The organism is Paenibacillus sp. R-74696, assembly GCF_055814915.1.
On the sequence record NZ_JBPULM010000050.1, the window covers coordinates 341,103 to 362,968 of the forward strand.

Annotated in this window: 20 protein-coding genes; 5 read left to right on the forward strand and 15 right to left on the reverse strand. The window is 48.9% G+C overall.

Annotated features, from left to right (window positions below; all coding sequences use genetic code 11):
• Positions 1 to 82: 82 nt before the first annotated feature.
• Complete coding sequence (locus ACSR9A_RS29995) at positions 83 to 391, forward strand: winged helix-turn-helix transcriptional regulator (RefSeq protein ID WP_056040108.1); 309 nt, start codon at positions 83 to 85, stop codon at positions 389 to 391.
• A gap of 304 nt (positions 392 to 695) precedes the next feature.
• Here the strand turns inward: ACSR9A_RS29995 and sdhB are convergent, their stop codons facing one another.
• The 3 genes from sdhB to ACSR9A_RS30010 are packed head-to-tail and all read right to left on the reverse strand — an operon-like array spanning position 696 to position 3,916.
• The gene (gene sdhB / locus ACSR9A_RS30000) at positions 696 to 1,460 is read right to left on the reverse strand and encodes a succinate dehydrogenase iron-sulfur subunit (RefSeq protein WP_430154860.1); all 765 of its coding nucleotides are present in this window, start codon (positions 1,458 to 1,460) and stop codon (positions 696 to 698) included.
• Between the two features lie 2 nt (positions 1,461 to 1,462).
• The gene (sdhA, locus tag ACSR9A_RS30005; protein ID WP_341281577.1) at positions 1,463 to 3,220 is read right to left on the reverse strand and encodes a succinate dehydrogenase flavoprotein subunit; all 1,758 of its coding nucleotides are present in this window, start codon (positions 3,218 to 3,220) and stop codon (positions 1,463 to 1,465) included.
• Positions 3,221 to 3,244: 24 nt separating this feature from the next.
• Positions 3,245 to 3,916, reverse strand: a complete 672-nt coding sequence (locus ACSR9A_RS30010; RefSeq protein WP_473762143.1) for a succinate dehydrogenase cytochrome b558 subunit — start codon at positions 3,914 to 3,916, stop codon at positions 3,245 to 3,247.
• Positions 3,917 to 4,133: 217 nt separating this feature from the next.
• On the opposite strand from ACSR9A_RS30010, the gene ACSR9A_RS30015 reads away from it, so the two are divergent.
• The gene (locus ACSR9A_RS30015; protein ID WP_473762146.1) at positions 4,134 to 5,024 is read left to right on the forward strand and encodes a LysR family transcriptional regulator; all 891 of its coding nucleotides are present in this window, start codon (positions 4,134 to 4,136) and stop codon (positions 5,022 to 5,024) included.
• A 65-nt stretch (positions 5,025 to 5,089) separates the two neighbouring features.
• On the opposite strand, the gene ACSR9A_RS30020 is transcribed toward ACSR9A_RS30015, so the two are convergent.
• Complete coding sequence (locus ACSR9A_RS30020; protein ID WP_341281574.1) at positions 5,090 to 5,752, reverse strand: potassium channel family protein; 663 nt, start codon at positions 5,750 to 5,752, stop codon at positions 5,090 to 5,092.
• Positions 5,753 to 5,769: 17 nt separating this feature from the next.
• Positions 5,770 to 7,113, reverse strand: coding sequence for a TrkH family potassium uptake protein (locus ACSR9A_RS30025; protein WP_341281573.1), 1,344 nt, complete (start codon positions 7,111 to 7,113; stop codon positions 5,770 to 5,772).
• A 335-nt stretch (positions 7,114 to 7,448) separates the two neighbouring features.
• Between ACSR9A_RS30025 and ACSR9A_RS30030 the strand changes: the two genes are divergently transcribed.
• Positions 7,449 to 9,098: a CPBP family intramembrane glutamic endopeptidase gene (locus tag ACSR9A_RS30030; RefSeq protein WP_473762149.1), complete on the forward strand. Its 1,650-nt coding sequence runs from the start codon at positions 7,449 to 7,451 to the stop codon at positions 9,096 to 9,098.
• Here ACSR9A_RS30030 and uvrC read toward each other — a convergent pair.
• Positions 9,064 to 11,097, reverse strand: a complete 2,034-nt coding sequence (uvrC, locus tag ACSR9A_RS30035; protein WP_473762151.1) for an excinuclease ABC subunit UvrC — start codon at positions 11,095 to 11,097, stop codon at positions 9,064 to 9,066. The two genes, ACSR9A_RS30030 and uvrC, sit on opposite strands and share 35 nt — an antisense overlap.
• A 169-nt stretch (positions 11,098 to 11,266) precedes the next feature.
• On the opposite strand from uvrC, the gene ACSR9A_RS30040 reads away from it, so the two are divergent.
• Positions 11,267 to 11,413 carry a YqzM family protein gene (locus ACSR9A_RS30040; protein WP_099516602.1) on the forward strand — a complete coding sequence of 49 codons (147 nt, stop codon included), beginning with the start codon at positions 11,267 to 11,269 and terminating at the stop codon, positions 11,411 to 11,413.
• A gap of 262 nt (positions 11,414 to 11,675) precedes the next feature.
• Positions 11,676 to 12,326 carry an SAM-dependent methyltransferase gene (locus ACSR9A_RS30045; protein ID WP_341281570.1) on the forward strand — a complete coding sequence of 217 codons (651 nt, stop codon included), beginning with the start codon at positions 11,676 to 11,678 and terminating at the stop codon, positions 12,324 to 12,326.
• Between the two features lie 128 nt (positions 12,327 to 12,454).
• Here ACSR9A_RS30045 and ACSR9A_RS30050 read toward each other — a convergent pair whose 3' ends face one another.
• The 9 genes from ACSR9A_RS30050 to ACSR9A_RS30090 form a co-directional block, all read right to left on the reverse strand.
• Positions 12,455 to 12,697, reverse strand: coding sequence for a YezD family protein (locus tag ACSR9A_RS30050; RefSeq protein WP_473762154.1), 243 nt, complete (start codon positions 12,695 to 12,697; stop codon positions 12,455 to 12,457).
• 58 nt (positions 12,698 to 12,755) lie between these two features.
• The gene (gene cysW / locus ACSR9A_RS30055; RefSeq protein ID WP_473762156.1) at positions 12,756 to 13,637 is read right to left on the reverse strand and encodes a sulfate ABC transporter permease subunit CysW; all 882 of its coding nucleotides are present in this window, start codon (positions 13,635 to 13,637) and stop codon (positions 12,756 to 12,758) included.
• Positions 13,638 to 13,642: 5 nt separating this feature from the next.
• On the reverse strand, positions 13,643 to 14,509 hold the full coding sequence (gene cysT / locus ACSR9A_RS30060) for a sulfate ABC transporter permease subunit CysT (protein ID WP_473762159.1): 867 nt from the start codon (positions 14,507 to 14,509) through the stop codon (positions 13,643 to 13,645).
• A 43-nt stretch (positions 14,510 to 14,552) separates the two neighbouring features.
• Positions 14,553 to 15,641, reverse strand: coding sequence for a sulfate ABC transporter substrate-binding protein (locus ACSR9A_RS30065; RefSeq protein WP_473762161.1), 1,089 nt, complete (start codon positions 15,639 to 15,641; stop codon positions 14,553 to 14,555).
• Positions 15,642 to 16,042: 401 nt separating this feature from the next.
• The gene (locus ACSR9A_RS30070; protein WP_341281565.1) at positions 16,043 to 16,972 is read right to left on the reverse strand and encodes an ABC transporter ATP-binding protein; all 930 of its coding nucleotides are present in this window, start codon (positions 16,970 to 16,972) and stop codon (positions 16,043 to 16,045) included.
• Positions 16,973 to 18,040, reverse strand: coding sequence for an ABC transporter ATP-binding protein (locus ACSR9A_RS30075; RefSeq protein WP_341281564.1), 1,068 nt, complete (start codon positions 18,038 to 18,040; stop codon positions 16,973 to 16,975). It abuts the gene before it with no gap.
• 16 nt (positions 18,041 to 18,056) lie between these two features.
• Positions 18,057 to 18,974 (reverse strand): ABC transporter permease, encoded by a 918-nt coding sequence (locus ACSR9A_RS30080; RefSeq protein WP_473762163.1) that lies wholly within the window; start codon positions 18,972 to 18,974, stop codon positions 18,057 to 18,059.
• Between the two features lie 2 nt (positions 18,975 to 18,976).
• A complete protein-coding gene (locus tag ACSR9A_RS30085; RefSeq protein ID WP_338555052.1) occupies positions 18,977 to 19,912 on the reverse strand; it encodes an ABC transporter permease in 936 nt (311 codons plus the stop codon).
• A gap of 178 nt (positions 19,913 to 20,090) precedes the next feature.
• Positions 20,091 to 21,761, reverse strand: a complete 1,671-nt coding sequence (locus ACSR9A_RS30090; protein WP_473762166.1) for a peptide ABC transporter substrate-binding protein — start codon at positions 21,759 to 21,761, stop codon at positions 20,091 to 20,093.
• Positions 21,762 to 21,866 lie beyond the last annotated feature (105 nt).

A 21,866-nucleotide genomic window follows, 5' to 3' on the forward strand; every position in this document is an offset into this window, starting at 1 on the left:
AATGGCGATATGGTGTTTATATGCACTTACTTTTCCAAAGTAGATATGTTATAATGGGTTAAGAAGAAACGGGGTGATCAGGTTGGATTATTCAACAATGTGCCCAAAGTATGAAGCAGCGGCCGAAATTTTAGGCAAGAAATGGACCGGTCTCATCATTCGGGTGCTACTAGCTGGACCAAAGAGGTTCAAGGAGATCAAGGAGCAAATTCCGGATATGAGCGACAAGATGCTTACCGACCGGATGAAGGAACTTGAACAACTTTCCATTATTAAACGAACGGTGTATCCAGAGATGCCTGTTCGCATTGAATACGAATTAAGTGACAAAGGCCATCATTTAGAGCCTGTCATTGAATCGATTCAAAAGTGGGGCGAAGAGTGGCTGTAACAAGCCAGCTTTAAGAGCTATTAGTAGGAAATGCATAAACAGAGCAAAAAAGAACCGTGAGAGCGGTTCTTTTTTGCTCTGTTTATATTGTATTCACGGCTGAACATTGACAAGCGGCATAATCTCTTTTATTATTGATACTGATTATCATTATTATACAAGGTGAAACGGCTGTCTCCGTCCTTTGGCGGTGCGGCGCGTTTCAGTCCGAGAAATATAGAAAAGGATCGCAAAATCATATTCTTTCCTATATTTTAAGAAAAAAGAAAAAAGCCTTCCACCGCTCAGGTGGAAGACCTTATATTTAAAATCCAAGCCATTTTTTGAACAGATGCTTCGTTGTATCTTTGTTGATTGCCGCAATCGACGTCGTAAGCGGAATGCCTTTCGGACAAGAACGAACACAGTTTTGCGAGTTTCCGCAGCCCTCGATGCCGCCATCCTCCATCAATGCTTCCAGACGCTCTTCCTTGTTCATTTCTCCCGTAGGATGAACGTTGAACAAGCGAACCTGAGAAATGGCCGCTGGGCCAACAAAGCTATTGCGATCGTTGACGTTCGGGCAAGCTTCAAGACATACGCCGCACGTCATGCACTTGGACAGCTCGTAAGCCCATTGGCGCTTCGATTCTGCCAAGCGCGGGCCAGGACCGAGATCATAAGTGCCATCAATCGGAATCCATGCCTTAACGCGCTTGAGGGCGTTAAACATGCGCTCGCGATTGATTACAAGGTCACGGACGACCGGGAAAGTGCGCATCGGCTCCAGACGTACCGGCTGCTCCAACTGATCGATCAGTGCGCTGCACGCTTGGCGCGGCTTGCCATTAATGACCATGGAGCAGGCGCCGCAAACTTCTTCCAGACAGTTGGATTCCCAGCATACTGGAGCTGTATTGCCGCCATCTGCCATCGTCGGATTACGCTGAATTTCCATAAGTCCGCTGATAACGTTCATATTCGGGCGATACGGAATTTCAAATTCCTCTTTGTAAGGCGCAGACTCCGGTCCATCCTGACGGGTAATGATGAATTTAACGGTTTTTGTAGCAGTAGTCGTATCAGCCATCTTTATTCTCCTTTCTTCTTGTTCGCTGTGTAGTCGCGTTTACGCGGTGTAATAAGGGAAACATCGATGTCCTCATACGAAATTTGCGGGCCTTCCTTCGTCCAAGTCGCAATCGTTGACTTCATGAACTTCTCGTCATTGCGCTCTGTGAAATCCGGCTTGTAATGCGCGCCGCGGCTTTCGTCACGGAGCAGGGCACCGAGGGTCATAGCTTCGGACAGCTCGATCATGTTCCACAGCTGACGAGTGAAGGCAACGCTTGAGTTGTTCCATTTCATCGAGTCATTGATGTTGATATTGTTATAACGCTGCTTAAGCTCTTTGATTTTGCTGATCGTTGCTTCGAGCTTGTCATTGAAACGAACAACCGTCATATTGTTAGTCATCCATTCGCCAAGCTCCTTGTGCAGAACGTAAGCATTTTCTGTACCGTTCATGGCAAGAATGCTTTCGTATTTATCCGTTTGGCGTTTTTGCTCACGGTCGAATACGGAGGAAGCCACGTCAGCGGAAGCTTTTTTCATGCCTTTAATGTACTCTACCGCTTTCGGTCCTGCGACCATACCGCCGTAAATCGCCGACAGCAGCGAGTTCGCACCGAGACGGTTCGCACCATGGTATTGATACTCGCATTCGCCTGCTGCAAACAAACCAGGAATGTTCGTCATTTGGTTGTAATCCACCCACATGCCGCCCATCGAATAGTGAACTGCAGGGAAAATTTTCATTGGCAGCTTCCGTGGATCATCGCCCATGAATTTCTCATAAATTTCGATGATGCCGCCGAGCTTAACATCAAGCTCCTTCGGATCTTTATGGGAAAGATCAAGGTAAACCATGTTTTCGCCATTGATGCCGAGCTTCTGATCGACACAGACGCTGAAAATTTCACGGGTCGCAATATCACGCGGCACAAGATTGCCGTATGCCGGATATTTTTCCTCAAGGAAGTACCAAGGCTTGCCGTCTTTGTAAGTCCATACGCGTCCGCCTTCGCCACGAGCCGATTCGGACATCAAGCGCAGCTTGTCATCGCCCGGAATCGCGGTTGGGTGAATTTGAATAAATTCGCCGTTCGCATAATTAACGCCTTGCTGATACACCGCACTTGCTGCTGTACCTGTATTAATAACCGAGTTCGTTGTTTTTCCGAAAATAATGCCAGGGCCGCCCGATGCCAATATAACCGCATCGCCTATGAACGTTTTCACTTCCATCGAACGCAAATCCTGTGCAGATACCCCGCGGCAAATGCCTTCATCATCCAGAACGGCGCCAAGGAACTCCCAGTGCTCGTATTTCGTTACGAGGCCGGCTGCTTCCCAGCGGCGAACTTGCTCATCCAAAGCGTATAGCAATTGCTGTCCTGTTGTAGCACCTGCAAACGCTGTACGGTGATACTGTGTGCCTCCGAAACGGCGGAAATCGAGCAAGCCCTCCGGCGTACGGCTGAACATAACGCCCATCCGGTCCATTAAGTGGATAATGCCTGGTGCTGCTTCACACATGGCTTTAACAGGAGGCTGGTTAGCGAGGAAGTCTCCCCCGTATACCGTATCGTCAAAATGCTCCCAAGGCGAGTCGCCTTCACCTTTTGTATTTACCGCTCCATTAATGCCGCCCTGTGCGCAGACGGAATGGGAACGCTTCACCGGCACGATCGAGAACAGATCAACGTGCATGCCAGCTTCTGCTGCTTTTATCGTAGCCATAAGACCGGCAAGGCCGCCGCCTACGACGATTATTTTATTGTTAGCCATCACGCTTCACTCCTTGTCTTCAAACTATCCGATATTATTCCAAGCCAATGCAAGATCGGCTGCTTCCTTGAATTCGTCGCCGCGGAATGCAACAAGCGAAAGAATAAACAATGCCGCTACGACTACAAAAACACCCATGCATATGATGGATGAAATCCGTTGTGCACGAGGCCCAACTGTGATGCCCCAGCTGATCAAAAATGCCCAAAGCCCATTAGCAAAGTGGAACGTAGCTGCCAGTACTCCGACCACATAAAATACAAAATAAAGCGGGTTAGTCGCAATATTGTGCATCGTGGAGCCTAGCTCTTCATGTGTGATATGGCCCATGTACACCTGAAAACGAGTTTGGTATACGTGCCAGAACACAAAGATAAACGTAATAACACCCGTTATACGCTGCGCTGTAAACGCCCAGTTGCGGCCGTACTTGAAGCGCCCCAGGTTGCTGTCCGATTGATAGGCTACATATAAGCCGTACACGCCATGGAAAAGCAGCGGGAGATATATACCGAAAATTTCAGCAATCGGCAGCAATGGCAAGCTGTTAATGAGCTTTACTCCGCTGCTGAACCCCTCTGCCCCCCTCTCGAACGATTGATAGTTCGTAAGCGCATGCACAACGATAAACATTCCGAGCGGAATGATACCAAGCAGCGAGTGAAGCTTACGGGAAAAATAGGAATTTCCTTTCATGCCTTTGTGTCTCCTTTCCAGACTGTGGTTACGCTTTCCTCAAAATGCTTGTCTACAAATCAATCTACATTTTACTCTTCGGTTCTTTCTCCGTCAACAAAAGTTGACACAGTTTAGTCACACTTCTCATCGTACTCCTTTTCAGCTTATAATGGAATTGCTTATTTTTTATAATTTGTTATAACATTTTGACATAAGCAGACTGGAGCTGGCTATATTGATTGAAGAAATGCATATGTTTGCCGCCATCGTCGAGCAGTCCAGCATGAACAAGGCTGCGGCGCTGCTCAATTTGTCCCAGCCTGCCCTCTCCCGTAAAATTGTCAAGCTAGAGCAGGATATCGGCACGCAGCTGTTCCATCGGATCGGCAAGCGGCTGGAGCTGACGCCTATCGGCCAGATGACCTATGAATACGCACTGGAGCTTCGGCAACTGCACCGGCGGTACCTGCAGAAGGTTGCCGATTATGAGTCGGCAGGGCGAACCTCCATTACGATTGGCGCGAGCCTGACGACGCTGCAAACGACACTGCCCGATTTTATTAAAGCGCTCAATAGCAGCCATCCTGAATTCGATATTAAGGCGGTCACGGGCAAAACCCATGAGATCGTTACTTATGTAAGGGAAGGAAAAGCGGATATCGGCATTGTCGCCTCGCGTATTGAAGACGCCCAGTTGCACTGCGTCCCGCTGTTTGAGGATCATCTGCTGCTCGTTCTGCCGAAAAGCATGGTTGTGACCGATAAAGGCATGCTCGGCATTCAAGACCTCAACGGCTTGCCGATTCTGCTATTCTCCAAAGGAACCTGGTACCGCATGCTGACCGACGAGCTGTTTGCCAAATACAATCTCCAGCCGGATGTGCGCATGGAGATCGACTCCTTCGAGGCCATCGTCCGGCTTCAGCACACGTGCCGGGCAGCGACACTGCTGCCCCAATCGTATGTGCGCGAACAGCTGCTGGCTGACAACGACCTCACCGTCATTCCGATCAGAGAGCTGGCGGAGACGAAGCGCACGACCTCGCTCATTCACGCTGACCCGGCAGCGCTGCATCCAGCGGTCCGTCTGTGGATCGAGGAGCTTGCCGCGCGCTCAAAGTCTTGAGCAGCAGAGTAGCAAGAAGACAGCAGCGCCGATGCGAATAGCCGCAAGCGCTGCTGTCTTTATTGTCACCTTGTTGCTGCCTCTTCAAACTGCTCAATCTGCTCATTCGTCCCGATAACGACCATGACATCACGCTCGTACAGCACATCGGTTGCTGTCGGGGCAATAATAATGCCATTCGGCTTATTAATCGCTACTATGCTGCACCCGAAGCGGGCACGCAGGTCGAGATCGCTGAGTGTCTTGCCATGCATTTTCCCCGTGACGACAAGCTCGGCAATTGTATAATCCTTGGACAGCTCGATATAATCAAGCAGATTCGGCGACACCAGCTGATGTGCGACACGAATGCCCATATCCCGCTCTGGATAAATAACGCGATCCACGCCGATTTTTTCCAGCACCCGTCCATGCAGCTCGTCCATCGCTTTTGCCACTACTGTCTTAACGCCTAAGTCCTTGAGCAAGATCGTCGTCAATATGCTCGCTTGAATATCATCGCCAATCGCTACAACGCCAACGTCAAAATTTCGCACGCCAATCGAGCGCAGCGTCTCCTCATCCGTGCAGTCGGCCGAAACCGTATAAGTGAGCACATCGCTCATCTCCTGCACGACCTCCTCATCCTTATCAACGCCTAATACCTCGTAGCCTAGCTGAATCAACTCTCTGCCAAGGCTTGAGCCGAAACGCCCAAGCCCCACTATGACGAACTGGTTCTTTTTCATATGAATCCGTGTTTCCCCTATCCAATTGTAATTTTGCCTTCTGGATACCGATAAAGCTCCTTGCTAACTTTCGGATTAAGCGCGTAAGCTAGCGTCAGTGGGCCTAGACGCCCAGCGAACATCGTAATGGAAATGATGATTTTCCCAAAATCGCTCAGCTCTGGCGTTATGCCCATCGACAGTCCTACCGTCCCGAAGGCGGAAGTTGCTTCAAACAAAATTTTAATAAACTGCTGATCCTCCGTTGCGGATAACAGCATCGTAACGACTACGACAAGCGACAGCGACAGCATCGTAATCGTAAGCGCCTTGAGCACCCGCTCCTTGCCGAGGCGAAAGCGGAACAGTACAATGTCCTCTTTCCCCCGAAACATCGCGACAACGGCCCCTATGAGCGTCATAAACGTCGTCGTCTTGATCCCGCCCCCAGTCGAGCCGGGAGATGCGCCAATAAACATTAATATAATGGTGAAAAATAAAGTCGCCTGCCGTAAATCGGCATAGTTCAGCGTATTAGCCCCCGCCGTCCTCGGCGAGACGGACTGAAAGAAGGAAGAAAGTATTTTCCCGCCCCAGTCCAGCGAGCCAAGCGTCCTCATATTCGAAAACTCAAATATGAAAATAACGACCGCTCCGACTGCGATGAGCGATCCTGTCATAACCAGCACCACTTTGCTGTGCAGCGACAGCCCCTTGCGGCGGCGGAATTCCAGCAAATCCGAGATGACGATAAAACCGAGGCCCCCGGATATAATAAGCAGCATGGCAGTCAGGTTCACAATCGGATCATCCACATACAGCGTCAAGCTGCGGTAGTCGCCAAAAATATCAAAGCCTGCATTGTTAAACAGCGATACAGCATGAAACACACCGAAATACAGCGCCTTGCCAAACGGCATGTCGTAAGCGAAGCGCAGTGTGAACAGCAGCGTACCGACGAGCTCAAAGGACAAGGAATATACAATGACCTTGCGGATGAGCCGAATGATGCCCTCCATGCTCCCCTGATTCATGGCTTCTTGCAAAATGAGCCGCTCGCGCAGCGATATGCGCTTTTTCAGCACAAGCGCGAACAGCGTGCCCATCGTCATAAAGCCGAGCCCACCGATCTGAATCAGCAGCATAATAATAACCTGTCCAGCGACCGAGAAATAGGTACCGGAATCCACGACCACAAGCCCCGTCACGCTAGTTGCCGAGGTAGCTGTAAAAAAAGCATCCAGAAATCGCAGCCCGCTGCCGTCGGCCGAGGCAAATGGCAGGGATAGCAGCAGAGCCCCCAGCATAATAATAATCGCAAAGCCCACGACCAATATGCGTGGCGGGGACCATTTAAGTAAGGAAAAAAACGAAATGTTCATTGCATCCACCTTAATAATGCCTATTATTCTGTTCAAGTTTCACCTTGCAGCTTTCAATTACAGATGACTTAACGATTATAAGCTTAAAGCCCACCGGGTATAAAACAGCCTTTTGCAATAAAAACAGCTGATTTCATTCAAAAACAGCCCTGCAAGAGAGACAGCCTCCCGATAGCTTGCCGGATATCGTTATTTCTCTGTTTTATGAATGCAGGCAACGTTGACAAGCCGCCTAAAGGGTGACCAAGCTGTTAGATTGGCGATGATATGGTTTAATATGGTATGTTAAGAGCACTATGCTTTATTTTTTGATTAAACTGAAATTGAGGTGAGTTATGATTGAATTTATTGCTCCACGCGAGTGGAAGAAATTTGTATGGGCCGCTGTCATTGGCGCTGTCGTTTTTATATTTTTGCAAATCATGCCCATGCTTGGCGGCCCAGATTCGGGCGCATCGGAATCACAGGGCAACGTTATTGGCAATGAGGCAGCTCTGCAAAAAGCAACGGAATTTGCCGAGAAGCAGTTCGGCGTTAACGTTACGGACGCTCACGCCGTTTATCAAACCGATAGCGATGAAACCGGCTATTTGATGAAGGAAAAGCTGTACGAGGATTATGCGTCCAAATATATGCAGCAATTTCCGCTCGACACCTATCAAACGCAAGTAACGCTTGACAATGGCAGCACCGCGTTCGTCTATCTCCACATGCAAAGCGGCAGCGTTGTCGCATGGAATCTCATTGGAGTAGCTACGAGCGCACTTTCCAATAATGAGCAGAAGCAGCTTCTCGATGCAGCGGCCAGCTTTGCGACTACGCAGGGCTTTCAAGCCAAGGATTTGAACGATGCTACCGTTAACTCCCTTGGACAGGTCGTCATTCATCCAACAGGGTATGCAGCAGGCAGTTCCCAGCTTGAGCTGCGATTTGGCTTCAGTCAGAATGGCGACAAAACCATTATTTCGACTTATAAGCCCGCGTTTGTTCCACCCTCAGACTATGTCGCCATTGTTGAGCAGCAAAAAAATACGGCCGACGTGTTATCGTTGATTAGCCTCACCTACATGACTTTCATCACGCTGGTGCTTGCTATTATTTATGCGATATTATACCGCCGTCATACGACATTCAAACGCGGCATTGTCATTAGCCTTATTTTCACCGTTTTTTATATTATTAACAATCTAGGCATTATGGACGGCATCATTGCTCAGCAAGGCGAACAAGTGATGAGCGATGGTCAGGTGTCCTTCATGGCATGGTTTACTGCGCTTCTGCTGATTCCGGTTGGCGCGGCCGTCTATTTCTCCTTCGTCGCCGGAGACGGCATGTGGCGCTCGTGGAAACGTCCGGTATGGCCAGGCTTCCGGGAAAAAAACTACGGCGAGCATGTATGGCGCAGCATGGGACTCGGTTATTTGATTGCCCTGATTTTGCTGGGCGTGCAATCGGTCATTTTTCTGGTGCTCGAATCGGCAATCGGCAGTTGGAGCACCAGCGATGCGACCCAGTCTCCCTATAACATCAAATGGCTGTGGCTCATGCCGATGCTGGCTTGGTGCGCAGCGATTTCCGAGGAGGCCATTTACCGGTTTTTCGGCATTGCCTTGTTCCGCAGATGGTTCAAAAATATTTATGTCGCTGCCTTGATCCCGACTATATTGTGGGCGCTCGGGCATGTCGCCTATCCGATCTTCCCATTCTACACCAGGCTCATTGAACTCATTATTATTGGGATGATCTTCAGCTACATTTTTCTGCGCTACAGCCTCATTACCGCCATATTTGTTCATGCGATATTTGATTCGCTCTTAATGGGCTTCTCGCTCATATCTGTTGGCGGCGCTTTAAATATCGGGGCAGCGATTTTCTACGCTGTTCTGCCCGTTCCCATTGCCTATATCATAAGGATATGGCATAGAAAAAAAGGAGGAAGGCCGCCGCAGCTTACGGCGACGCCTCCTCCCCCAGTGCCGCAATAATTTGTGCGGCAAGCTTATCTCCTATTGAAAGAGGCCGGAAATCTTCCACCGTGGCCTCTTTTATTTTTTTGATGGAGCCAAAATGCTTCAGCAGCAGCTTGCGCCGCTTCTCGCCTATGCCCGGAATGGCATCGAGCTGTGAGACGACCATCGACTTGCCGCGCTGCTCGCGGTGGAACGTAATCGCGAAGCGGTGAACCTCGTCTTGTATGCGCTGCAGCAAATAAAACTCTTGGCTGTCACGCGGCAGCGGAATAATTTCGGCGGGATCGCCGGTCATGAGCTGGGCCGTCCGGTGCTTGGCATCCTTGACGAGGCCGCATACCGGGATAAACAGGTTCAGCTCATTTTGCAGCACATCAATCGCTGCGGAAATTTGTCCCTTGCCGCCATCGACTACAATGAGATCCGGAGCTAACAGCTGATCCTTCAGCACCCGCTCATAGCGTCTGCGAATGACCTCGCGCATCGTCTCGTAATCATCTGGCCCAACGACCGTCTTGACCTTGTATTTGCGGTATTCCTTGCGGTCCGGCTTGCCGTCAATGAATACGACCATTGCCGATACCGGGTTCGTCCCTTGAATGTTGGAGTTGTCAAACGCCTCGATCCGGGTCGCCTGCGGCAAGCCGAGCCATTCGGCAAGCCCTGCTGCCGCCTTGACGCTGCGCTCCTCATCCCGCTCAATGAGCCGGAACTTGTCGGCAAGCGTAACCTTGGCGTTCTCCGTCGCCATCGAGACGACCTCGCTCTTGCGTCCGCGCTGCGGCAGCAGCACCTTGACCTTCAGCCAGTGGTGCAGCGCAGCAGCGGCCTCCTCAGCAACGGACAGCTCTTTCTCTTTGGGCTGCTGGGCTTCCTCTTGCGTATCTTCATCAACCACAACGACTAAGCTCGCTGCATCAACCATATCCCTTGCTGCCTCATTTGCGCTTGACGCCGCCTCCTGTTCAAGATAGGCTGCGGCCGTCTCCTGCGTTCCTACTGCTGGCTTGCCCGCAGCCAAAGCAAGCTCTGTTTGCTCTGGTGCAAGTGGCAGCAAGATCTGCTTCGGCAGCGCAGGGTTTTCACTATAATATTGAGTTACGAAGGTCATAAAATCATCGTATTCTTCGCCATAATAAGGGAAGGTCGTGCCATGGCGCTCGATAAGCTTGCCTTGGCGCATATATAGGATCTGGACGCACATCCAGCCCTTCTCGACGGCATAGCCGAAAATATCGCGGTCTAAGGCGTCCGACATCGTAATTTTCTGCTTCTCCATCACCGCATCAATGGCAATAATCTGATCGCGGTATTCCTTCGCCCGCTCAAACTCCAGCTGCTCGGCGGAAGCCTCCATCTTACGCTGCAAATCCGTCCGCACCACATCATGGCCGCCATTCAGGAAACGGGTAATTTCCTGAACCATCGCCTCATAGGTGCCAGGTTCAATCTCATATTCACAAGGTGCAATGCATTGCCCCATGTGATAATACAGGCATACCTTGTCGGGCAGCGTCTTGCATTTGCGCATCGGATACAGCCGGTCCAGCAGCTTCTTCGTCTGCTGGGCTGCATAAGCATTCGGATAAGGGCCGAAGTATTTCCCCTTATCCTTGGCCATCCTGCGGGTTACCTCGAGTTTTGGGTGCTGCTCATGCGTAATTTTTATATAAGGAAAGGATTTGTCATCCTTCAGCAAAACGTTATAGCGCGGGTGATATTGCTTAATGAGATTACACTCGAGAATGAGCGCCTCCATGTTGCTCTTCGTCAATATAAAATCAAAATCACGGATTTCCGCAACGAGGCGCTGCGTCTTCCCATTATGAGAGCCATTGAAATACGAGCGGACGCGATTTTTTAAAATTTTGGCTTTGCCGACATAAATGATTGTGCCTTCGCCATTCTTCATCAAATAGCAGCCGGGCTGGTCCGGAAGCAGCGCCAGCTTGTGACGAATAAGCTCCGCCGCTTCAGCCGGGCTGACCGCCTGTTTCTCCTCATGCTGATTCATTTCCAAACCTCCCTCACGGACATCTGTTCCCATGCCTTATTGTAACATAGATTAGGGCCAGCAGCAGAGTCCTTCCGTTTACAATAGTTGCCGTGTTTTGCTTTACAATTATTCAGATAGTTGGGTATACTATTGGTAGCTAAATCGTTTTCAAGGGAGGACGCTTGTTATGGAGAACGTTAGAGACCCGCGCGAGCATTATAACGAAGAACCGCGCCACGACTTGATGGATGTAGTGTTCGGCTTTGGTGGCATGCTTGGTCTAATGACTGTCATGTTTGCTGCAGCTGTAATCGTGAAATTTATCATATCGTAAACAAATAGCAAGCCCTGCATTAAAAGAAAGAACCTTCGATTCCGCTTTTAGCGGATGATTCGAAGGTTCTTTTTCTTTCTTTATACTGCCTGTTTGTCATTATAATATGCGATTGCTAACGCTCCATTAAGCTAATGGGCAGATTAACTTAAGAGGGATATACGAAAATTACTGTACATTGTCAGGTTTTTATTATCGTCCGTTTTCTGTAGACTATAGGTACGTTGAATGAGGTTTACTACCTTAAAGGAGAGATCAGACTTTGGAAATGAGGAATGAAAAGGGAGAAGTATTAGGAATTTTGAATGTCGCTTCACTTCAAGCGGAGAGCACTATTGATATCGTTATTCGCGAGTTAAAGCCTGGTTTTGGAAAAGGAATATACCTTGCGGATGATAAAAAAATCAGTCAGCAAACAAATTACGCACCAGTGAATTGGTTGGATGGTCTCGACGAATTAAAGGCAAAAGCGTCATCATGGGAGCCCGTATTCCCTGCTAATGCAGAAGTGAAGGGGATTCAGGTTTACTATGGATTTGACAATTTGACTCAGGAAGAAATCGATGAAATGGCTATTGAGAGTGCAAACACCGGAAAAGACGTTGTGCGAGATCTTAAACCAAATGATACGTTCGTTGGTGTAAGTCTGTTATATCGTAAAGAAGAAACCTCATTTCAATTCCGGATTTTTGGAACCACAAAGAGTCGAATTCATGTGCCTGATGTAGATAAACACACTATTGAGTACTTAACAATTCGTTCTAATGAAGCAGTTTACGTTGGAGATAATGAAATACAGCAGTTGATTTGGGCGGAAATGGGACCGACTATGGGTAAGGCATTGCAGTATGAGGTATTGGCCGAGCGTAGCAACCGTGATTGGCTAATTTCGATTACCGAGACTTTAAGCTAATGGGAAACATTAGTTCAATAAAACAGCGACCGTCCAGGACTTTATTTTCTCGTCCTTGGCTGTCGCTGTTTCAATTTGCAGGGTCAGTCTAAAACACTATTTTATGCTGACAACTGCCTCTACAAAATTTAGGCCGTTTGGTGCTTGTTGCTATTGCTATTGCTATGGCTATTGCTGCCCGTATGCTGCTTGATGCTTGGGGATTCCTGCTGCTTGCTGGAGGGCTGATCGTAGCGCGTCCGCTCTGTCCGGTCAATCTGAACGATTCTGCCGTCATGCACCGTAATATTTACACTTCCATATTGCAGCCCGCCCACCTGATCCGCAATTCGCTTAAGCCACTGCTGATCGATTTCCAAAGGTTTTGCCATTGTCTTCTCCTCCTTTTTTTAATACTAAAAATACAGCCGTTTCACCTTATCGCAAGCGTCAGACGATTTGGGCAGAAGCCCGTTTGTTCATTTGCCATTCCATAAGCGACTTGACGATAAGCGTTACGAACGCCAGCATAACGAGCAGCGATGCAACGGCGAATGAAGCTGAAAATTGGTATTCGTTATACAAAATCTCAATATGCAGCGGCAGCGTATTGGTCTGTCCGCGAATGTGGCCCGATACGACCGAGACAGCTCCAAACTCACCCATCGCTCGCGCATTACACAATATAATGCCGTACAGCAGGCCCCACTTAATGTTCGGATAGGTGACCCGCCAGAAAATTTGCCAGCCCTTCGCGCCAAGGCTTGCCGCCGCTTCCTCTTCTGTGACTCCCTGCGCCTGCATGAGCGGTATGAGCTCACGGGCAATGAATGGCACCGTGACGAATACAGTTGCCAGCACGATGCCCGGCAGGGCGAAGACGAGCTGAATGCCATGGGAATCGAGCCAGGGTCCGAAGAAGCCTTGTGCGCCAAACATTAGAATATAGATAAGTCCGGATATGACCGGAGATACGGCAAACGGCAAATCAATGAGCGTAATTAAAAACTGCTTGCCGCGAAAACGGAACTTGCTGATCGCCCATGCAGCGGATATGCCGAACAGCGTATTCAGCGGCACGGCGATAACGGCTACGAGCAACGTCAGTCTTAGTGCCGATAATGCATCGGGATCGGTGATCGCGGCGCGGTAAACATCAAAGCCCTTCTTAAACGCTTCAACAAAGACTGAGACGAGCGGCAGCAGCACGACCAGCGCGAGGAAAATGAGCGCTACCGTTATGAGCACAATACGCACCAGTGCCGGTTCATTAATATGCTTAGGCCGCTTGGAGGCCTCGCTCGATAAATGCGTTGTAATTGCTCCAGCCATCCTGCTTAGCCTCCTTCTACGACGCGGCGGTTAATCCGCCACTGCATGAAATTAATGAACAGCAGCAGCAGGAACGAGACGACGAGCATCACGAGTGCGATTGCGGTAGCCCCTGCGTAATCAAACTGCTCCAGCTTCGTCATAATGAGAAGCGGGGCGATTTCGGTTTTCATCGGCATATTGCCGGAGATGAATACGACGGAGCCGTATTCGCCAATGCCGCGAGCAAACGCCAGGGCGAACCCCGTAAGCAGAGCCGGCATCAGCTCAGGCAATATCACTTTCCAAAAGGTACGCATCCGGTAGGCGCCAAGCATAACTGCGGCCTCTTCTATTTCTTTATTGAGGTCCTGCAGCACTGGCTGCACCGTACGGACAACGAAGGGAATGCCAATAAAGATAAGGGCGATCGTAATGCCGAGCGGCGTATAGGCCACCTTGAGCCCAATCGGCTGCAGCAGCTTGCCCATCCAGCCATTTGGCGCATAAATCGCCGTCAGCGCAATTCCCGCCACCGCTGTCGGCAGCGCGAATGGTAGATCGACGAGACTGTCGATAAATTTTTTGCCCGGAAAACGGTAGCGTACCAGCACCCACGCAATGAGCAGGCCGAACACCATATTAACGGCTGCCGCGCTGAAGGCGGTGAAGAAGCTGATTCGATAAGAAGCCAGAACCCTTGGATTCGTTACCGTGCCCCAAAATTCCGCAAAGCTGAGACCTGTCGTTTTAATAAATACGCTGGCCAGCGGAATAAGAACGATCAGACTCAAATACACAATTGCAAATCCCATTGATAGGCCGAAGCCGGGCAAAACGTTTCGCGCTTTGCCGCCCCGGCTTCTGCCTTTGCTCCTGCTGGAACCTTTCATGTGAAGTCAGCTCCATTCCACATTTTGCTGTACCTTGCGATCATTACGAGCCTGGCGTGTAAATTTTTTCGAATATGCCGCCGGAATTAAAATGCTTCTCCTGCGCCACTTTCCAGCCGCCAAAATCTCCGTCGATCGTCAGCAGGTCCAGCTTTTTGAATGTATCCGCATATTTCGCAGCAATCGTCTCATTAATTGGACGGTAGTAATTTTTAGCTGCAATCTCTTGACCTTCATCCGAATACAAATACTCCAGATAAGCTTTAGCTACCTCAGTGCTTTTATTAGCCTCGGCATTTTTATCAACGACCGCTACAGGCGGCTCCGCCAAAATGCTGACCGATGGATAGACGATTTCGAATTGATCGGGTCCAAGCTCCTTAATGGATAGGAAAGCTTCATTTTCCCAAGCCAGCAGCACATCGCCAATTCCTTTTTCTACAAAGGTCGTTGTTGCTCCACGCGCACCTGTGTCGAGCACGGGTACATGCTTGAACAGCTGCGTGATGAACTCCTGCGCCTTTGCTTCGTCATTGTTGTTTTGCTTCAGTGCATATCCCCATGCCGCCAAATAGTTCCAACGAGCTCCACCCGATGTTTGCGGATTTGGCGTAATGACCTCCACGCCATCTTTAATCAAATCATTCCAGTCTTTAATGCCCTTCGGGTTGCCTTTGCGTACTAGGAACACGATTGTTGACGTATACGGCGAGCTGTTGTGCTCGAATTTAGACTGCCAATCTGCACTTAGCAGGCCCGGCTCTACCAATGAATCAATATCGTAGCCAAGCGCCAGTGTGACGACATCTGCTTTCAAACCGTCAATGACTGCGCGTGCTTGCTTGCCTGATCCACCATGGGACTGGCTGATCGTCACGTCCTGGCCGGTTTTATTTTTCCAATAGGTTGTAAAAGCTTTATTATACTCCTCATACAGCTCACGAGTCGGGTCATATGATACATTTAGCAGCTTGACTGGATCTGCTGGCTTCTCTCCTGTGGCACTCGCTTCTGTTGATGCAGCTGGCGACTCTCCCGCTCCTGCTCCCTGGTTGCCTCCATTTGCTCCGCATGCGGACAAGATGAGCACCAATACGAGCAATAATGAAACTGACCATTTCCCCTTTAACATAAATCCTCACACCCCTGATTTTTTCTTTTTTTCTCTTGCAGTCCTGGATACATGAGTAATGTTTTGCCGCCGGTGGTCCGGTAGATAAAATATTATTCCTACCCGCTTAGTTGGTTATGGATGGATTCTACCAGCGTGGTTTTGTTTAGTCAATAGGGTTTTCGAAATTAGGTGGATTCATTTATGTTAAAACCATTTCGGTAAAAAGATTGCTGTTTCCCTGCGGTTACAGCATCACTCCTACCTAGAGAAAACGGTAGGAAACCGGAAGCTTCCACGCAAAAAAGGACCGCTCTCAAAGCAGCACAGCCGTAAGGCTTTACTGATTTGAAAGCGATCCTTTCTATTCGTGCTGGCAGCGGAATTGCTGCAAGTTTTAAGCCTAATGGCTTAAATCCATTTTAATGAGAAGCTTGCAGCTGCTCCATCTCACGTTTCGAGCAATATACAAAATGCCCAGGCTTCACTTCACGAATTTCCGGAAGGTCCTCTGGAGTATATTGATGCACATTGGGATCATAAGGCGTCCGTTTGCGCACGCGTTCCGTCTCCGGATCGGGAATCGGAATGGCCGACAGCAGCGACTTCGTATAAGGATGCATCGGATTGTTGTAAAGCTCATCCGCTGAAGCCAGCTCTACAAGCTTGCCGAAGTACATCACGCCGATGCGGTCGCTAATATATTTAACCATAGACAAATCATGGGCAATAAACAAATAAGTCAGGTTTTTCTCACGCTGCAGCTTCTTCATCAGGTTGATGATTTGGGCCTGAATGGATACGTCAAGCGCGGAAATCGCCTCATCGGCAATGATGAAGTCAGGATCGACCGCAAGCGCGCGAGCAATACCGATCCGCTGACGCTGTCCGCCAGACGCTTCATGAGGGTAACGATTCGCATAGTCCTTGTGCAGGCCTACCGTCTCCAGCAGTTCATGCACTCTCGCCATACGCTCCTTGCTGTTTTTCGCAAGACCATGCAGGTCAATGCCCTCGGCAATAATGTCGCCAACAGTCATCCTCGGATTGAGCGAGGCATATGGATCTTGGAAAATCATTTGCATTTTGCGGTTCAGACGCTTCAGTTCGCTCCTGGACTTGCGTCCGTGAACATTCTCACCACTGAACAGCACTTGCCCGTCCGTCGCGTCATACAGCCGTAGAATCGTTCTGCCGGTCGTTGATTTGCCACAGCCCGACTCGCCAACGAGTCCAAGCGTCTCGCCTTCATAAATATCGAAGCTGACATCGTCGACAGCTTTCACCATATTCGGACGGCCTTCATTGAAATATTGCTTTAGGTTTTTGATTTCAAGCAGCTTCTTCGCCATTTAAGCCTCTCCTTCCGCGAGCACCGGCTTATCGAAAGACGCTGCCAATTTACGAACTCTCCGTTTAACCTGCTCCGGCAGCTCCACCTTCGGCGCATCAGGGTGCAGCAGCCATGTTTTGGCATAATGCGTTTCGGATACTTGGAACATCGGCGGCTCTTCCTCGAAATCAATCGCCAGCGCGTAGCGGTTGCGCGGTGCAAACGCATCGCCCTTAGGTGGATTCGTCAGGTCAGGAGGCGTGCCTGGAATGTCCAGCAGCTCGGCTTTATCCGTCATATCAAGGCTCGGCATGGATGCAAGCAGTCCCCATGTGTAAGGATGGCGCGGATCATAGAAAATTTCATCGACCGTTCCAACCTCAACAATTTGACCCGCATACATAACGGCTACACGGTCAGCCACGTTTGCAACGACGCCCAAATCATGCGTGATGAAAATGACGGACATGCCGATTTTTTGCTGCAAATCTTTGATCAGCTCCAAAATTTGCGACTGGATCGTTACGTCAAGCGCCGTCGTCGGCTCATCCGCAATGAGCAATCTTGGATTGGCCGCTAGCGCAATCGCAATCATCGCCCGCTGGCGCATACCACCGGAAAACTCATGGGCATATTGGTTAATCCGCGTCTCTGGCATCGGAATGCCGACTAGACGAAGCAGTTCAATCGTACGTTCTTTTGCAACGGAGCCGGAAAGCTTTTGGTGCTTTTTCAGCACCTCCATAATTTGCGGTCCGATCTTCATCGTCGGATTAAGCGAAGTCATCGGGTCTTGGAATATCATACTGATATCCTTGCCCCGTACCTTCTCCATTTGCTTATCCGTCTTTTTCACTAAATCTACGCCTTCAAACAAAATTTCGCCATTCGTAATTTTGCCTGGCGGCATCGGTATGAGCTTCATAATCGTTTGTGAAGCGACACTTTTACCAGAACCCGATTCCCCTACGATGGCAAGCGTCTCGCCTTTGTACAGGTCAAAGCTAATGCCTCTGACCGCTTGTACCTCGCCGCCGTGCGTACCGAAGGAAACGCACAAATCTTTTACCTCGAGCAGCTTTTCCATTTATGCTTCCCTCCTATTATTTGCGCATTTTCGGATCAAGAGCGTCACGCAATCCGTCGCCAATTACGTTAAATGAGAAAATCGTTACACAGATCATAATGGCCGGGAAGAACAAACGCCATGGATAATATTTAAGCGCAGGCAATCCATCGGATGCCATTGTACCCCAGCTCGCGATTGGCGGAGTTAAGCCCAGTCCCAAATAGCTTAGGAAAGACTCCGTAAAAATCGCTGATGGAATCGTCAGCGTCATTGTAATCAGAATTGGGCCCATTGCATTTGGAATCAAATGCTTTCTCATAATCCAAGGCATTGTAGCGCCCAGCGTACGAGCGGCCAACACATACTCGCGATTTTTCAGCGACAGCACCTGTCCCCGAACGATACGCGCCATGTTGATCCAGCCGGTTATCGTCATCGCTACAATCATCGTTCCCAAGCTTTGCCCAAATACGACCATCAAAATAATCGCAAGCAGCAAGTACGGGATACCGTAAAGAACGTCGGCAAAACGCATCATGCCTTCATCCACACGTCCGCCCTTGTAAGCGGCAATTCCGCCCCAAAGGACGCCAATAAACAAGTCAATAAGTGCGGCTGCAAGACCGATAAACAGGGAAATTCGTGCGCCTTCCCAAACACGGGCAAACATGTCGCGTCCAAGGTCATCCGTGCCGAACCAGTGCACTGCGGACGGCGCCTGATTTTTATTGCCAAGATCGTTGGAGCGGTAATCAAATTCGGTCATAAATGGGCCAAACACAGCCATGAAGACCAAAAGGACAAGCATAACAACCCCGACCATAGCTAGTTTGTTTTTTGCGAAGCGCCGTACGACATCCTGCCAGAAAGAAAGGCTTGCCTTCGCCACATTATCTGTTCCTTGCTGCTGTAAGCCTACCAGCTTAAACCGGTCTTTAGATATTGGTTCCATCGTCAAGCCCCTTTCTTCCCGCGCCCAAGTTTAATACGGGGATCAATTAATCCATACAAAATGTCAACCAAGAGTACGCTAAAGAGAAGGATAATACTGTAGAACACCGTAACCCCCATAATAACCGTGTAGTCACGGTTGCCAATACTTACAACGAAGTGGGAGCCAAGGCCCGGTATACCGAATATACGCTCAATAACAAAACTTCCTGTAATGACACCAGCCGACAGCGGGCCCATATATGAAACGACAGGCAGCAGAGCATTGCGAAGCGTATGTTTAACTGTAATCATAAATTCGCTAAGGCCCTTGGCCTTCGCCGTCTTAATATAATCATTGCTAAGTACTTCAAGCATGCTGGAGCGCGTCAGGCGAGCGATAAACGCCGTTGGCGTGGAAGCCAAGGCAATCGCCGGCAATACCGTATGCATGAACGTTCCCCATCTCGCGACAGGAAAAATGCCAAATTTAATGGCAAGCACATATTGCAGCACGGTTGCCATAATGAAGGAAGGCACCGAAATCCCTGCCACCGCAATAATCATCGCGGTATAATCCTGCCAGCGATTATGTTTAAGCGCAGCAATTACACCAAGAATAACACCGACTGCAAGCGCGAGGAAGATCGCTTCGAGGCCAAGCACGAGCGATACAGGAAAACCAGTGTTGATCAAATCATTAACGGTCTGGCTTTTGTACTTGAAGGAAGGACCAAAATCCCATTGCAGCACTTTCAGCAAATAATCGCCATATTGTGCATACCACGGCTGATCCAGACCATAGTGAGCCAGCAGATTGGCTTTAATCTCCGGCGGCAGCTGCTTCTCCGACGTAAACGGGTTACCCGGAGCAAGACGCATCAAGAAAAAGGTAGCTGTAATAATCAGCCACAACGACAAAAGGATATACAGCAAACGTCTGCCAATATATTTCACCATAATAGTCTGGCACCTCCTATTAGTTTCGAGCTTTATTTACATATAAGGGGAGTATCGCCCCGCATTTTCATAACAAAGGAACACCCCGAACCACTTGAAAATGTGATTCGGGATGTTCCGCCCACCATACCGCTGCATCCGGTTATGGTCGACTATTCTTTTTTACATCCTACCTGTATTAAGCTTCAACATAGGCCCATTTGTAAGTTACGTCGCCTAGACCGCTGATTACAACGTCTTTCAGTTTTTCATTTTGTACCCAGTTCATCGTATAGAAATAAATTGGCGCTACAGGCATATCTTCCATGAAGATCGCTTCTGCTTGTTTCAACATTTCCGTACGTTTCGCAGCATCTTGCTCAGATGCGGAATCAATCAGCAATTTTTTGTATTCTGCATTTTCCCAGCCTGTATCGTTGTTGCCGCCGTCAGCATCGCGGTACAGCTCAAGGAAGTTGATTGGATCATTGAAATCTCCAAGCCAGCCCAGACGGCCTACTTGGTAGTCGCCTGCATGCAATTTCTCGATATATACAGCCCACTCAGCATTATCAAGCGTTACTTCTACACCAAGGTTTTTGGACCACATGTCTTGAATCGCTTGAGCAATTTTTTGGTGAGCTTCATTTGTGTTGTAAGAAATCGTAATTGGAGGAAGCTCAGATGCGTCTTTCAGACCCATTTCTTTAAGGCCAGCATCCAAATATTCTTTTGCTTTCGCCAAATCGTTATCGGCAAAATAACCTTTTTCGTTCTCAGCAAACATCGTTGGAGGCACGATTGCCATCGCTGGCAATTGCTCGCCTTGTGTAATGTTGTCGATCAGTTCTTGGCGGTTCATCGCATAAGTGAATGCTTTACGGATGTTTTTGTTGTCAAAAGGAGCAACTTTTGTATTGAACTTGTAGTTGTAAACACCTGCGATTGCTTGAGTATGCAAAGTGCCTTGGTCTTTCAAAGCTTGCATAGCATCAACTGGCAGTTGGCCGTTAGGCTGTCCAGCCCAGTCCAGCTCGCCATTGTCAAACATCGAAAGCTCAGTATTGAAGTCATTGATCATCGAGAAGTTGATTTTAGTCAATTTCACGTTGTCTTTATCCCAATACGTATCGCTTTTCTCAATAATAAGGTTGTCGCTGTGTTTCCATTCGGTCATGTGGAAAGGACCGTTTGTTGTATATTGGTCGCCTGCATCGTTAGCCCAATCTTTGTTGGCTGCAGCAATTTTGCTGTTTACTGGCAGGTACGTGTAGAATGCTGTCAATTCAAGGAAGAAAGAAGTCGGGTTAGCAAGCGTAACTTCAAGCGTAGTGTCGTTGACCGCTTTAATGCCTACATCTTCAACTTTTCCTTTGCCGAGGTTAGCAGCCTCTGCTCCTTTAATATAATAAAGCTGGTAAGCGTAATCTGCTGCGTTAGCTGGGTCAAGAACCCATTTCCATGCATATTCAAAGTCTCCGGCAATAACTGGATCGCCATTGGACCATTTAGCGCCGTCGCGAATTGTGAATGTGTATACCGTTTGGTCAGGAGAAACTTCAACTTTCGAAGCTACTGCATTTTCAGGGTGACCATCTTGTCCAATACGAGTCAAACCTTCGAACGTTTGACGCAAAATCGTACCGGATGTGGAGTCGCTTGCTTTACCAGGGTTAAGTGTCGGTGGTTCAGATGCAATGTTTACGCTAATCTCTTGATTGTCAGCCAATTTCACTTCCGTAGCGGTAGCATCTGGGCTAGCCTCTCCCGGATTGTTAGTGCCTGTGTTTTTGCCTGCATTTCCACAAGCGCTGATGAGCAGAGTCATGACAAGCAAAGTGCTGAGTAAAAACGAATACTTCTTTTTCATGCGTTTATTTCCTCCCAATTAATATTTCAATATGAATCTCTCTTATTCTTCCTTTGTTCCTTATACAGTGAACATACGTTCATGTTTGTGCAGAACCGAAATAAA

What these genes read in the sequence shown, in the direction of transcription:
- ACSR9A_RS30030 (WP_473762149.1), top strand. Translation starts at nt 7,449, where the DNA reads ATGATTGAATTTATTGCTCCACGCGAGTGGAAGAAATTTGTATGGGCC.
- ACSR9A_RS30070 (WP_341281565.1), bottom strand. Translation starts at nt 16,972, where the DNA reads ATGGCGAAGAAGCTGCTTGAAATCAAAAACCTAAAGCAATATTTCAAT.
- ACSR9A_RS30025 (WP_341281573.1), bottom strand. Translation starts at nt 7,113, where the DNA reads ATGAACATTTCGTTTTTTTCCTTACTTAAATGGTCCCCGCCACGCATA.
- cysT (WP_473762159.1), bottom strand. Translation starts at nt 14,509, where the DNA reads ATGAAAGGTTCCAGCAGGAGCAAAGGCAGAAGCCGGGGCGGCAAAGCG.
- ACSR9A_RS30050 (WP_473762154.1), bottom strand. Translation starts at nt 12,697, where the DNA reads ATGGCAAAACCTTTGGAAATCGATCAGCAGTGGCTTAAGCGAATTGCG.
- ACSR9A_RS30010 (WP_473762143.1), bottom strand. Translation starts at nt 3,916, where the DNA reads ATGAAAGGAAATTCCTATTTTTCCCGTAAGCTTCACTCGCTGCTTGGT.
- uvrC (WP_473762151.1), bottom strand. Translation starts at nt 11,097, where the DNA reads ATGAATCAGCATGAGGAGAAACAGGCGGTCAGCCCGGCTGAAGCGGCG.
- sdhA (WP_341281577.1), bottom strand. Translation starts at nt 3,220, where the DNA reads ATGGCTAACAATAAAATAATCGTCGTAGGCGGCGGCCTTGCCGGTCTT.
- ACSR9A_RS30065 (WP_473762161.1), bottom strand. Translation starts at nt 15,641, where the DNA reads ATGTTAAAGGGGAAATGGTCAGTTTCATTATTGCTCGTATTGGTGCTC.
- sdhB (WP_430154860.1), bottom strand. Translation starts at nt 1,460, where the DNA reads ATGGCTGATACGACTACTGCTACAAAAACCGTTAAATTCATCATTACC.
- ACSR9A_RS30080 (WP_473762163.1), bottom strand. Translation starts at nt 18,974, where the DNA reads ATGGAACCAATATCTAAAGACCGGTTTAAGCTGGTAGGCTTACAGCAG.
- ACSR9A_RS30020 (WP_341281574.1), bottom strand. Translation starts at nt 5,752, where the DNA reads ATGAAAAAGAACCAGTTCGTCATAGTGGGGCTTGGGCGTTTCGGCTCA.
- ACSR9A_RS30085 (WP_338555052.1), bottom strand. Translation starts at nt 19,912, where the DNA reads ATGGTGAAATATATTGGCAGACGTTTGCTGTATATCCTTTTGTCGTTG.
- ACSR9A_RS30040 (WP_099516602.1), top strand. Translation starts at nt 11,267, where the DNA reads ATGGAGAACGTTAGAGACCCGCGCGAGCATTATAACGAAGAACCGCGC.
- ACSR9A_RS30075 (WP_341281564.1), bottom strand. Translation starts at nt 18,040, where the DNA reads ATGGAAAAGCTGCTCGAGGTAAAAGATTTGTGCGTTTCCTTCGGTACG.
- cysW (WP_473762156.1), bottom strand. Translation starts at nt 13,637, where the DNA reads ATGGCTGGAGCAATTACAACGCATTTATCGAGCGAGGCCTCCAAGCGG.
- ACSR9A_RS30090 (WP_473762166.1), bottom strand. Translation starts at nt 21,761, where the DNA reads ATGAAAAAGAAGTATTCGTTTTTACTCAGCACTTTGCTTGTCATGACT.